The organism is Bacillus salitolerans (assembly GCF_042680805.1).
Classification (GTDB): Bacteria; Bacillota; Bacilli; order Bacillales; family SA4; genus Bacillus_CJ; species Bacillus_CJ salitolerans.
The window spans coordinates 1-13,455 of the sequence record NZ_JBHUEM010000022.1 but is presented as its reverse complement, the minus strand read 5'-3'; the positions used below and the strand labels follow the sequence as shown (position 1 = coordinate 13,455).

Here is a 13,455-nt window from a genome sequence, read left to right as displayed (position 1 = left end):
CCCTTTTTCTCATTTAGGAACATTTGCTCTGCCTTAGGCTAAGCAGGGCGCTTGCGCCTTTTGTTCTTTTCAATGGGGAATGTAAAGTTATGATGTCAGTTGAGAAGGAAGAGTTTGACTACACCGATATTAGTAATCCCCCCCTTTTTACTAATTTGTACGAATATGGAAATTTTTAATTTTTGGGTCTTTTCAAACATAAAGAATTGAATTATAATACTAACTGTACTAACACAAATAGTACGGATAGAACGGGTTCGGGAGGTAGCTATGTTTGAGCTTGATGTAAGAAGTAGAACACCGATTTATGAGCAACTTGTAGAAAAATTAAAGGAGTTTATTATGAATGATATGTTAAAAGTTGATGAGCAACTCCCCTCAGTAAGAACACTTGCACAACAGCTTACGATAAATCCAAATACGATTCAGAAAGCCTACCGGGAGCTTGAGAGACAAGGATATATATATTCTGTACCGGGAAGAGGGAGCTTCGTTAGTGATGCAACTACAGTTATTAATCAAGAAAAGATTATTAAAGTTAAGCAAGAGTTAGTCAAACTATTTTCAGAGGCATTATTTCTAGGATTGAAAAAGGATGAGATTCTCAAAATATTTGAAGAAGTGGATGAAATCGGTAGAGGAGGTATGACGAATGATTCAAGTGAATAACCTCTCCAAAATGTTTGAGGGTTCAGAAGGAATTAAGGAAGTTAGTATGGCCATTCAGAAAGGTTCAATATATGGATTACTAGGATCTAATGGAGCAGGAAAAACGACACTGTTAAGAACAATAGCAGGGATACTACGACAGGATCATGGCTCTATAACAGTTGAAGGTCAGTCTGTTTTTGAAAACGATACAATAAAACGAAAGTTATTCTTCATCCCAGACTCGCCTTATTTCTTTTCACAATATACGGTCCGTCAAATGGCAAACTTCTACAGCACATTCTATCCTACTTGGTCAGAAGAGAGGTTTCAAAATCTAAAAGCTGTTTTTGAAATTGACCTTAACAAGAAAATTCAAAAACTATCTAAAGGAATGCAGAGACAAGTTATATTTTGGATTGCACTTTCATCCATGCCAGAGATCTTAATTCTAGACGAGCCGTTTGATGGTTTAGATCCTGTGATGAGAAAGAAAATTAGAAACTTACTAATTCAAGATGTGGCCGATAGGAAAATGACAATCATTGTTTCCTCCCACAATCTTAGAGAAGTGGAAGATATTTGTGACAGTGTGGGTATATTACATAAAGGTCAGGTGTTATTAGAAAAGGATTTAGACGATTTAAAATCAGATATCCATAAAATACAAATAGCTTTCAAAGATCATCATGAGATTGAAATGACAAATGACATAACGATTCTTTATAGAGAAAAACGAGGTAGTGTCTTGCTTCTAATAGTACGAGGTAAAGAAGAAGCTATCTATAAACACCTTCAAACATACAATCCAGTTATCTTTGATATGCTTCCTCTTACATTAGAGGAAATATTTATCTATGAAATGGGGGATGTTGGATATGCAATCCAGAACGTCTTGGTTTAATAAAGAAATAATACTGCAAGGTCTGAGAAGTTCAGGGTGGATAGGGGCTATTTATTTTATAGCACTTTTATTCGCCATTCCACTTAGACTCATTATGATAAAAACAAGTGAATATCCTGAACGGGAATACTATATAGTAGATAATCTTTTTTCTTATAATAATGATATTCAAATCATACTTATGCTTGGAATACCGATACTAACAGCCATTTTTATGTTTAGATTTATGCAAGTAAAGCAATCCTCTGATTTATTTCATAGTCTACCAATGAGAAGAGGAGCGTTGTTTAACCATCATTATATTTTAGGAATTGGAATACTTGTTATACCTGTCTTGCTAATTACTATATTAATGATGGTGATGCAGCCAATCATGGAATTAGATGAATATTATAGCTTAGGTTCCATATTTCATTGGGCATTTATCATATTAGCATTAAATTTGCTGTTTTTTTCCGCTGGAACATTAATTGGTACTCTATCAGGAATTTCCATAATACAGGGTGTGTTAACCTATATTTTTTTACTATTCCCTGTTGGAATTAGTATTTTAGTGGGTTTTCATATTGGTGAATTTACATATGGTTACGCAAGTGATTATTACACTAAAAAAATATTTGAACAGTATTTTTCACCCATTACTAGAATACTAGATATTCAAAATTTCTCTCCAACGAATGTTGAAATTATTAGTTATATCGTTATAGCATTATTACTTTACGTTATAGCTATATGGTTATATAAGAGAAGGAACTTGGAAAGTGCGGGAAGTCCTATTGTTTTTGCAGTATTGAAGCCTATCTTTAAGTATGGGGTTACATTTTGCTTCATGTTATTTGCAGGATTATATTTTGGTGAAGTACAGGAATCAATAGGATGGACTATATTTGGATATATTGTTGGAGCAATTATCGGATATCTAATTGCAGATATGATTTTACAGAAAACATGGAGAATAAAAATTAATATTATAGGTTTTGCTTACTATTCAATAGTAGTTGCTGGTATATTCATTCTCATTATTTCTGATGCTACGGGCTATGAAAAAAGAACGCCAGAAATTGATGATATAGAAAGAATATATCTTAATGATATGGCATATCACTACATGAATTTAGAAACTGAAAATATTCATTATCTTCAAGATAGAGAAAATATAGAATCCGTTATTAGGTTACATGAAAAAATTATTAGTGAGAAAGAAGTAGATATTGATTCTTCAAAGCAGTTAGGTAGACATGTGTTCATCGTCTATGAGTTAAAGAATGGGAATAAGATGGTTCGTCAATATACCGTTGAAGCAGGGGAAAAGTATGCTTCTTATTTAAAACCAATCTATGAATCAATAGAATATAAAAAGATTGCTTTTAATCTACTAAATTTAAGCAGTAGCGACGTTGAGACAATACGTCTGTCACCAAGTGGACCTGTATCTCGTTCGGTATCAATTTCTGATGAAGAGGAGATCGAAACGTTATTACAATCACTCAAAAAGGATATTGAAAGCCTGACGTATGATCAAATACAAAATCAACAGGGAAGCTTATCAAATGTAGAAGTGGGCTTAAAGAGTCAGGAAGAACCACAGATAAATGGTTATACTCGTCACTATTTTGAGCACTACTCTTTGCAGTCATACTATTACAATACAATTAGTTGGTTAAAGGAGCATGATAAATTTGAAGAGGCATCCATCATAGGGAATGACTTTCAAAAAGCACTGATCATTAAAAGTAGTCAAGAACTAAAGGATTTCTTTTACAAAGAATCACCTAAAAGCCTCCTTAATTACCTTGAGAAACAAAGTGACGTACTAACAATCACAGACAAGGAACAAATTATTCAGGCATGGGAACAGTCTACACATCAATTAGAGGGACAATATTTCATTGCATTCGTGTTCGATAATAACGAAATTGTCGAAATGATGAGTTTTAAAGAAGGTAAAGTGCCAAGTTTCATAAAAAGTTCACTCAAATAAGAAGGCGATAAAAATGAATTGTGAAGGAATGTATCAAACCTTTTATAAGAAGTTGTATAATACCATTTTTGCAATGGTAAGGGACCATTATTTAACGGAGGACATTGTTCAGGATACCTTCATAAAGGCATTTGTTAAGTTTGATACGATATCAGCTACAGAAAAGGCGGGTGCCTGGTTAACCGTCATTGCAAAGAGGACCGCTATAGACGCGATTCGAAAAGAGAGTAGGAGAGTACATGTCTCGATTGAAGATATAGATCAGTATTTTAGTGAAATCTCAGAAAAGTACGTATTAGAAGATGAAGTACAGTGTGATTTATTAAAGGAAAGAGTTGAACATGAGATTAAACTACTTAGTGTTGATCAAAGAGCGATCATCCATCATAAAGTAAATAATGGTTTGAAAGAGAAGGAAATCGCTGACAAACTTGATATTAGATCAGGAACCGTTAAAATCAAACTTTACCGTGCAAGAAAGCAGCTGAAAGAGAAAATATATGGTCAAACATATAGTGCTTGATTGAAAAAGAGTTCATCTTATAGGTGAACTCTCTTTTTTAGCTACTAGAAAATAAAATATGATGGAACCTAATGTTACCTTCTGTTTCTGTACAAATAGTATATTGCATATAAAAACTATGCTATCAGCAACTAGTAAGGGCTTGGTGCTATACAAGTTTCTGTATCAAATAAGGCAATTAGATTGGTAGTAGAAGTGACTTGCGATCAAGAGCGTACCTGTGTATAAATAGTGAATACATCTTGATTTTTTCTATGGTCCTTATGCAATATTTGACATATTTCTCAGGAAATATTCAATTTTTGTATATTCTAATGAAATGTGTCGACTATATAACACAATGTAACATATTTCTTGGGAAATATACCATTTATTGTAGAAGCGTAGGTAAGGGTTAATAATCTGTCGAACGAATCATAAAGGTAGATAACGTTCATATGTAGAAAGGTGTATGTAAGCTAAAAGTGAAAGGGTTGAGATACATGAAGCTATTACTTGAAAAGTTCACAGAGGTAGTTCTAATTCAACCAAATTTAAAACCTATTCTCCCGGTAAATCCGTTGTATATTTCATTTCAATCAGGATATGATCTATTATTCTTAAAGATTTCGTCTCAAGGATGTGAAGTGTTTAATGATTGTCAGGAGAGAACAGACCTTTGGATAAAAGGTGACCTCACTTGTATCCAATCATTTTTGATGGGGAAAGAAAGATTAAGAAAAATTGAAAGTAGAAATCAACTGAAAATTACTGGATCATTTAAAGACATCTTATTAGTGGAGTCATTATTTGCATTATGTAACATTGAATTATCAGCATAAATAAAAAGATAGGATTATGTTATTGTAAGAAAGTTAAAAAAATGGTTTGACAGGTCGAAAAAAGATGTGCTATATTCATATCAATATTTATTCAGAAAATTTAATAAAGTATCTTATCCAGAGAGGTGGAGGGACTGGCCCTATGAAACCCGGCAACCGATTTTCTTAGTTGAAAACACGGTGCCAATTCCTGCGGAGCTTTATGGCTTTGGCAGATAAGAAGAGTAGATTGAATGATGCCCTCTTCTTGTGAAGAGGGCTTTTTTAGTTTGAGAAAGGAGGCAGGTTGTTGTTAACGACGAGAAGGTCACTTGAGTTTGAAAATGGGGAAATACGGATTGGTGACTTCCAAACTGAACATGGGGAAACGATTAACAACGTAACGATAGCGTACGAAAGAGTAGGGTGTGTAGGGGCACCAATCCTATTAATCTGTCATGCTCTAACCGGTAACCAACATGCCGTTGGGTCATTAAAAAATCCTGGCTGGTGGTCAGGATTAATCGGACCTGGAAATAACATTGATACTGAGAAATGGCAAGTAATTACACTTAATGTCTTAGGAGGTTGTAATGGTTCAACAGGACCCACCTCAAATAACGGGGATGGACAGAAGTATGGTTCATCTTTTCCGTCAATTACTATAAGAGATATCGTAAGGAGTCACTATATTGCATTGAAGAGTTTAGGAATTCATGAGGTTCACTCAATAATAGGCGGTTCTCTTGGGGGAATGCAAGTCTTGGAATGGGGGATATTGTACCCGAATTTTGCACCACTGCTTATTCCGTTAGCTACTTCCCCATATGTAAGCGACTATAGCATCGCCTTTAATACGATTGCACGATATGCCATTACAAGTGATCCTAATTGGGTAGATGGTAACTATAGTGAAAATCCAAGGAATGGTATGGGAATAGCTAGAATGATTGGGATGATATCGTATCGTTCTGCAGGACAGTTCAATACTAGGTTTCAACGAAAAAAATGTGATATAGGAGGTGAAAGTTCTAAAGACAGTACGTATCAAATAGAATCCTATTTAAAGTATCAAGGTGAAAAATTTATCAATCGTTTTGATGCGAATAGTTATTTGTATTTACTGAAGGCAATGGATCATCATGATATTGGATTTAATCGTGGGGGGTGGAGAGAGGCAGTAGAACTTTTTCAATCAAAAATTGTTGCCTTTAGCTTTGAGGATGACCTACTATATCCTGCTAATCTTCTAGAAGAATTGGTTACCTTATACCAAGCAAGAAATGGAGTAGCGTCTCATTATGTGATTCCGACTGCCTTCGGGCACGATGGTTTTCTTGTCGAGTTTGAAAAATGGGGGAAAATACTGGAGCAGGAGTTGTGTTCTGTCAGGCAAAAGGAAAGATAATTACACTCTTTGAAAATTCTATAAACTTCTTATCAAGAGCGGTGGAGGGACTGGCCCATTGAAACCCGGCAACCATATATAGGTGCTAATTCCAGCAGAGATTTATTAATTCTGAAAGATAAGAAGGGGAATTATCCGTCATCCTCTTCTTAAATAGGGTGTTTTTTTATTGAAATACATTATTAGAAAGGGGAAGATGAAATGACAAATCAAGCTTATGAATTAGAAACATTATTATTACATGGAGGGTATTCACCTGATCAGACTACTGGTTCAAGGGCGGTTCCCATCTACCAAACCAGCTCATATGTATTTGAGGATACAGACCATGCTAGCCGATTATTCTCTTTAGAAGAACCAGGAAATATTTACTCTAGAATTGGAAACCCGACTGTTGATGTGCTTGAAAAGAGAATCACTCTTTTAGAAGAGGGGGTTGGTGCTGTTGCTACCTCTTCAGGTCAGGCTGCAATTACGTTAGCAATCTTGAATATTGCACATGCAGGCGATGAGATTGTAGCGGCTACTAATTTGTATGGAGGGACCTATAATTTATTTTCCACGACTTTTCCGAAATATGGAATTAAGGTTACGTTTGTAGATTCTTCCAACCCAGAAAATTTTAAGAAAGCCATAACTAATAAGACGAAGGCGGTATTCGCCGAAACGATTGGAAACCCGAGTTTGCAAATTCTTGATATTGAAGCAGTAGCCAATATTGCACATGAGGCAGGTATTCCTTTAATTGTGGATAATACTTTTGCCACTCCGTCGCTTTGTAAACCATTAAAATGGGGTGCAGATATTGTTGTTCATTCAGCAACGAAGTGGATTGGAGGTCACGGAAACTCCATTGGGGGGCTCATTGTAGATGGAGGGAAATTTAATTGGAACAGTGATAAGTTCCCTGGATTCACAGATCCAGATCCTAGCTATAACGGCTTACGTTATATAGATATTGGTGAAGCGGCGTATATCATTAAATTGCGTGTTCAGCTATTACGAGATTTTGGTTCATGCTTGAGTCCTTTTAATGCATTTCTACTTTTGCAAGGGCTTGAAACACTACAGCTCCGAATGGAAAAACATGTTAAAAACGCAAAGGAAATAGCACAATATTTAGTGAATCATCCATCAGTTGATTGGGTCTCATATCCAGGACTTAAATCTCATGAATCGTTTGTTCTCGCAAAAAAATACTTAATAAAAGGTCAGGGGGCAGTGGTTGTCTTTGGAATTAAGGGTGGCAGAGACGCAGGTAAGAAATTTATTGATTCGCTTGAACTATGGTCCCACTTAGCCAATGTTGGTGATGCAAGGTCCCTTGTCATTCATCCAGCTTCAACTACACATTCTCAATTAACTAGTGACCAACTAATAGCAACCGGTGTGACTGAAGAGTTAGTACGTCTGTCTATTGGTCTTGAATCCGTGAGAGATTTAACGAATGATTTAAATCAAGCACTCATTCTTGCTTCTGGTGTGTCTAATGAAATCAGGAAAGAGGCAACAGTAGATTGATAGTTACAAGAATACTATAAAATTATTTTAAAATAGGTATTGACGATTAAATCATGCACATGCTAAGATTACCTTCGTAATAATTTTTCCTTGAGTGATTTAAAGTGCTAATTGAATAAAGTGTGTATGCGTACACAACTCTTATCGTGAGAGGTGGAGGGACTGGGCCCTATGAAACCCGGCAACCGTCAACAAGATGTTGAAATGGTGCCAATTCCTACAAAGCGTTTGCTTTGGAAGATGAGAGAGAGGAAACGAATGTTTACCCTTTCTGTCATATTGCAGAAAGGGTTTTTTGTTCTAATCTAATATTTTTCCTTTTACTAAAGGAAAAATATGATACGACGATGACACTATCCGTAGTAATTCGATAAAGATACTTAGGGAAAGAAGGTGAGGAAAACATGATTGCATTAAAGAATATAAAAAAAGTATTCTCTTCAAAATCTGGGAAGGTTACCGCGGTGAATGGAATTAACCTGGAAATAGCAGAAGGAGAAATATTCGGAATCATTGGGTATAGTGGAGCAGGGAAAAGCACACTTATCCGAATGTTTAACCAGCTAGAAAAACCAACAGATGGATCAATCATTGTCGCTGGAAGAGATATGGCTAAGATCAATGGCAGAGAGCTGAGACAGGCAAGACAGGAGATTGGTATGATTTTTCAGCACTTTAACTTGCTTTGGTCTAGAACGGTAAGAGAAAATATAGCCTTCCCATTAGAGATAGCTGGTGTCCAAAAACAGGAGCAAGTAAAGAGAGTAAATGAACTGATTAAGCTTGTTGGCCTTGAGGGGAGAGGGGATGCCTATCCTTCTGAGCTAAGTGGTGGACAAAAACAACGTGTTGGAATTGCACGGGCATTAGCCAATAATCCAAAGGTACTACTGTGTGATGAAGCGACTTCAGCTTTAGATCCTCAAACAACCGATTCCATCCTAGATTTACTAGTCGACATCAATGAAAGACTCGGACTCACGATCGTGCTTATCACTCATGAAATGCATGTCATTCGTAAAATTTGCCATCGTGTTGCGGTTATGGAAAATGGGATTGTCGTTGAAGAAGGCGATGTGTTGCAGGTGTTTAAAAATCCACAGGAGCCTATTACGAAGCGTTTTGTCGGTCAACTAACTGAGCCAGAAGAAACGAAGGAAACGGTTGAACATTTACTTCATCGTTATCCAAATGGTCAGGTCATTCAGTTGACGTTTGTAGGAGAGGGAACCGAGCAGCCAGTCATTTCAAATGTAATTCGTAACTTTAATATTACGGTCAATATACTTCAAGGGAAAATTGCTCAACTACAAACGGGAGCCTATGGTGCATTATTTCTTCACATTGATGGAGAAGACACTGAAGTAGAAAAAGCTATTTCTTATATAAGAGAGCAGTCAGTCGGTGTGGAGGTGATTTCAAGTGTTTAATCAACTTCTACCAAATGTAAAGTGGGACAAAATGATTGATGCTACTCTGCAAACACTTTATATGACAGCTGTTTCTGTTCTAGCAACATTTGTATTCGGGGTAATTTTAGGACTCCTATTGTTTTTAACCGGTAAAGGGAATTTATGGGAAAACAAAACCGTCAACCAAACGATTGCTGGAATCGTCAATATCTTCCGCTCAATTCCGTTTATTATCCTTATTATACTGTTAATTCCATTTACGAAGTTTATCGTTGGAACGATGCTAGGATCCAATGCAGCTTTACCGGCGCTCATCATAGGAGCAGCACCGTTTTATGCAAGAATGGTAGAAATTGCACTTCGAGAAATTGATAAAGGAGTCATTGAAGCATCGAGGGCAATGGGAGCAACGACCGGAACGATTATATGGAAAGTCTTACTTCCAGAGTCAATGCCGGCACTCGTATCAGGAATAACGGTTACAGCCATTGCGTTAGTCGGATACACGGCGATGGCAGGTGTTGTTGGAGCGGGTGGTCTTGGAAACTTAGCTTTCTTGGACGGATTTCAACGAAATCAAAATGATGTAACGCTAATATCAACGATTTTCATTTTAATTATTGTATTTATTATTCAGTTTATCGGTGACATTGTCACATCATCTATAGATAAAAGATAAAAAATAAGGAGAGAAGACAACATGAAAAAGATTTTAACATTTGTTAGTTTAGTAGCAGTATTATTTACATTAGCAGCTTGTGGCGGTAACGAAGGAAAGTTAGTGGTAGGAGCTTCAAACGTACCACACGCTGAAATTTTAGAACAAGCAAAACCAATTTTAGCAGAAAAGGGAATTGAATTAGAAATCATTCCTTTCCAAGATTATATTTTACCAAACAAAGCATTAGCTGATGAAGAAATCGATGCAAACTATTTCCAGCACATTCCTTACTTAGAAGCACAAATTGCTGAAAATGAATATGACTTCGTAAACGCTGGTGGAATTCACATCGAACCTATCGGTGTATATTCACAAAAATACAAAAGTCTAGATGAACTACCTGATGGAGCAACAATCATTATGAGTAACTCTGTTGCAGATCATGGACGTATATTAACAATGTTACAAAGCCAAGGGTTAATTACTCTAACAGAAGGTATCGACACAACAACAGCTACAGTTGATGATATTGCTGAAAATCCAAAGAACTTAGTATTCAAGGCAGATGTTGAAGCAGGCTTACTTCCACAAGTTTATAATAACAATGAGGGGGACGCAGTGCTAATCAACACAAACTACGCAATTGACGCGGGATTAAATCCATTAAAAGATGCCATTGCGATAGAAGGACCAGATTCACCTTATGTAAACATTATTGCTGTACGTACTGGCGACGAAAATCTGGAAGCTATTAAGACACTAGTTGAGGTACTTCGTTCTGAAGCAATCCAAAGCTTTATTACAGAAAAATATGAGGGTGCAGTAGTTCCTGTAAGTGAATAAAACTTTGATCACGCCTAAGCAAAATGCTTAGGCGTTTTATGTTCGCCCAGCATGGGCGAACTCTAACGGGTGAAAGTCCCGAGTACGACCTTGTAGCGGTAAGTACATAGCTAAAAGCAAGGGTGTCCACGGTGACGTGGAATCTGAAGGAAGCTCGAGGCAAACCTTCGGTCTGACGAACAGAAACCATATAAGAGGCAACGTATGAGGATAAGACTGCATAAGAAGTCAAAGTCCGATAGCTACTGTATCATACGGTGTATATATGGCAGATGGATGAAGGGAAAGAGTTCGCACCTTAACTGGGGAGGTCTCACTGGTCTACACCAAACCCTTGTAGTGATACAAGACTGGATAGTGAGAAGTCAGCATAAGCCGTAGTAGTGGAGATATCTAATGAAAGTTAGAAGGAGCGAAGGGCCGAACAATTTTATCGTTATAGAAATCTCGATTGGGAGAGGAAATAGACCACTGGCACAATGCGGAAAAGTGGATACCATTTCTACGAGAAGGGAAAGGAAATAACAAGCATGTATGAAAGAAAACTACTTGATGAGATTCTTGATAGAGACAATCTTAACCAGGCATTTAAACAGGTGAAGAAAAACAAAGGTGCAGCAGGTGTCGATGGTATGACGGTAGATGAGTTGGAGGGATATTTGGCAATGAACAAAGCTGAGATTATCCAACAAATCAGAGGGAGAAAATATCAACCTCAACCGGTTTTAAGAGTAGAAATACCGAAACCAAATGGGGGGAAACGACTACTAGGTATACCTACCGTCATAGATAGAGTCATTCAACAAGCAATAGCACAAGTTCTCACCCCTATGTTTGACAAGGGTTTTAGCGAGTATAGTTACGGATTCAGACCCAAACGATATGCAGAAATGGCGATCTTACAAGCTTTAGAATTCATGAATGATGGCTACGACTGGATAGTGGATATAGACCTCGAGCGTTTCTTCGACACAGTACATCACGACAGACTAATGAATCTGGTATCAAGAACAGTCAGTGACGGAGATGTGATTTCTCTTATTCGAAAGTTTCTAGTGAGTGGTGTTCAAATAGATGAAGACTACAAAGAAACCGTAATAGGTACTCCGCAAGGAGGAAATTTATCTCCACTACTAAGCAATATCATGCTTAACGAACTGGATAAAGAATTAGAGAACCGTGGTCTACACTTTGTACGTTATGCAGATGATTGTATTATCCTTGTGAAAAGTGAGATGGCAGCCAAACGAGTGATGAGGTCTGTGACAAAATTCATTGAGGAAAAACTAGGTCTAATTGTTAATGTCGAAAAATCAAGGGTTATCACACCGAACGAGCCAGATATGAAATTCTTAGGGTTCGGCTTCTTTAAAGACAAGCTAGCGGAGGTATACAAAGCTAAACCTCATCATAAGTCAGTAGAATACTTCAAATACAAACTTAAACAATTAACTAGGAAGAATTGGAGTGTTGGGACGAAGTACCAAGTGGAGCGTATTAATCAACTAGTTAGAGGATGGATTAACTATTTTAAAGTTGGTTACATGAAAACTTTGCTTAGAAACATTGACTCCCACACAAGATTTCGACTAAGAATGTGTATTTGGAAGAAGTGGAAAACAGCGAAGAATCGCCGAAAGAACCTGATTAAGCTAGGGATGAATTGGAATAATGCATATAAATATAGCCACACAAGCAAGGGTGTGGCTAGAATCGCCTATTCGTGGGTACTTACTACAACTATAACAAATAAGAGATTAGCCGCTTTCGGTCTAACCTCTTGTGTTCAACACTACAATAAAGTACATGCTTAGAATAAAATTGAACCGCCGTATACGGAACCGTACGTACGGTGGTGTGAGAGGTCGGAGGTTAGTCACCTCCTCCTACTCGATTATATTATTGTAGGATAAGAAAACGTTGTAAGTATACAAAGGAACGGGATAAGTAAAGTAGGATCCAAAGCGAGCTAGGTAAAAAGATACAGTGGTAAGTAAAAAGGAAGTACAGGTAAGTAAAAGGAGAAACGAGGAAAGTAAAAAGTCAAACGAGGTAAGTAAACAAAGGAAGAGGTAAGTAAAAAGGAAGTACAGGTAAGTAAAAGGAGAAACGAGTTAAGTAAAAAGTCAAACGAGGTAAGTAACCAAAGGTACAGGTAAGTAAAAAGGAAGTACAGGTAAGTAAAAGGAGAAACGAGGTAAGTAAAAAGCAAAACGAGGTAAGTAAACAAAGGTAGAGGTAAGTAAAAAGGAAGTACAGGTAAGTAAAAGGAGAAACGAGTTAAGTAAAAAGTCAAACGAGGTAAGTAAACAAAGGTAGAGGTAAGTAAAAAGGAAGTACAGGTAAGTAAAAGGAGAAACGAGATAAGTAAAAAGCAAAACGAGGTAAGTAAACAAAGGTACAGGTAAGTAAAAAGGAAGTACAGGTAAGTAAAAGGAGAAACGAGGTAAGTAAAAAGCAAAACGAGGTAAGTAACCAAAGGTAGAGGTAAGTAAAAAGGAAGTACAGGTAAGTAAAAGGAGAAACGAGTTAAGTAAAAAGTCAAACGAGGTAAGTAACCAAAGGTAGAGGTAAGTAAAAAGGAAGTACAGGTAAGTAAAAGGAGAAACGAGGTAAGTAAAAAGCAAAATGAGATAAGTAACCAAAGGTAGAGGTAAGTAAAAAGGAAGTACAGGTAAGTAAAAGGAGAAACGAGGTAAGTAAAAAGTCAAACGAGGTAAGTAAACAAAGGTAGAGGTAAGTAAAAAGGAAGTA

At 36.8% G+C, this 13,455-nt stretch carries 11 protein-coding genes and 3 riboswitches; all 11 genes read left to right on the top strand.

Translation table 11 applies throughout. From position 1 onward, the window contains the following. Nucleotides 1-270: 270 nt before the first annotated feature. Nucleotides 271-669, top strand: a complete 399-nt coding sequence (locus ACFSCX_RS14290) for a GntR family transcriptional regulator (RefSeq protein WP_377928921.1) — start codon at nt 271-273, stop codon at nt 667-669. Next, nucleotides 653-1,552, top strand: a complete 900-nt coding sequence (locus tag ACFSCX_RS14285) for an ABC transporter ATP-binding protein (protein ID WP_377928920.1) — start codon at nt 653-655, stop codon at nt 1,550-1,552. The genes ACFSCX_RS14290 and ACFSCX_RS14285 overlap by 17 nt, the downstream gene beginning before the upstream one ends. Next, nucleotides 1,527-3,533 carry a DUF6449 domain-containing protein gene (locus ACFSCX_RS14280; RefSeq protein WP_377928919.1) on the top strand — a complete coding sequence of 669 codons (2,007 nt, stop codon included), beginning with the start codon at nt 1,527-1,529 and terminating at the stop codon, nt 3,531-3,533. The genes ACFSCX_RS14285 and ACFSCX_RS14280 overlap by 26 nt, the downstream gene beginning before the upstream one ends. Before the next feature lie 13 nt (nt 3,534-3,546). Beyond that, nucleotides 3,547-4,056, top strand: a complete 510-nt coding sequence (locus tag ACFSCX_RS14275) for an RNA polymerase sigma factor (RefSeq protein WP_377928918.1) — start codon at nt 3,547-3,549, stop codon at nt 4,054-4,056. A gap of 482 nt (nt 4,057-4,538) precedes the next feature. Next, nucleotides 4,539-4,877: a hypothetical protein gene (locus ACFSCX_RS14270; protein ID WP_377928917.1), complete on the top strand. Its 339-nt coding sequence runs from the start codon at nt 4,539-4,541 to the stop codon at nt 4,875-4,877. Between the two features lie 110 nt (nt 4,878-4,987). After that, nucleotides 4,988-5,099: riboswitch (SAM riboswitch) on the top strand. A gap of 67 nt (nt 5,100-5,166) precedes the next feature. After that, complete coding sequence (metX, locus tag ACFSCX_RS14265) at nt 5,167-6,264, top strand: homoserine O-acetyltransferase MetX (RefSeq protein ID WP_377928916.1); 1,098 nt, start codon at nt 5,167-5,169, stop codon at nt 6,262-6,264. A gap of 26 nt (nt 6,265-6,290) precedes the next feature. Further along, nucleotides 6,291-6,389: riboswitch (SAM riboswitch) on the top strand. 76 nt (nt 6,390-6,465) lie between these two features. Then, on the top strand, nt 6,466-7,785 hold the full coding sequence (locus ACFSCX_RS14260) for an O-acetylhomoserine aminocarboxypropyltransferase/cysteine synthase family protein (RefSeq protein WP_377928915.1): 1,320 nt from the start codon (nt 6,466-6,468) through the stop codon (nt 7,783-7,785). Nucleotides 7,786-7,923: 138 nt separating this feature from the next. Then, nucleotides 7,924-8,032, top strand: a riboswitch (SAM riboswitch). Between the two features lie 157 nt (nt 8,033-8,189). Next, nucleotides 8,190-9,215 (top strand): methionine ABC transporter ATP-binding protein, encoded by a 1,026-nt coding sequence (locus tag ACFSCX_RS14255; protein ID WP_377928914.1) that lies wholly within the window; start codon nt 8,190-8,192, stop codon nt 9,213-9,215. Next, nucleotides 9,208-9,876 (top strand): methionine ABC transporter permease, encoded by a 669-nt coding sequence (locus ACFSCX_RS14250; protein ID WP_377928913.1) that lies wholly within the window; start codon nt 9,208-9,210, stop codon nt 9,874-9,876. The genes ACFSCX_RS14255 and ACFSCX_RS14250 overlap by 8 nt, the downstream gene beginning before the upstream one ends. Before the next feature lie 21 nt (nt 9,877-9,897). Further along, complete coding sequence (gene metQ / locus ACFSCX_RS14245) at nt 9,898-10,701, top strand: methionine ABC transporter substrate-binding lipoprotein MetQ (protein WP_377928912.1); 804 nt, start codon at nt 9,898-9,900, stop codon at nt 10,699-10,701. 530 nt (nt 10,702-11,231) lie between these two features. Then, a complete protein-coding gene (gene ltrA, locus ACFSCX_RS14240; RefSeq protein ID WP_377928911.1) occupies nt 11,232-12,515 on the top strand; it encodes a group II intron reverse transcriptase/maturase in 1,284 nt (427 codons plus the stop codon). The last annotated feature ends 940 nt before the right edge of the window (nt 12,516-13,455 follow it).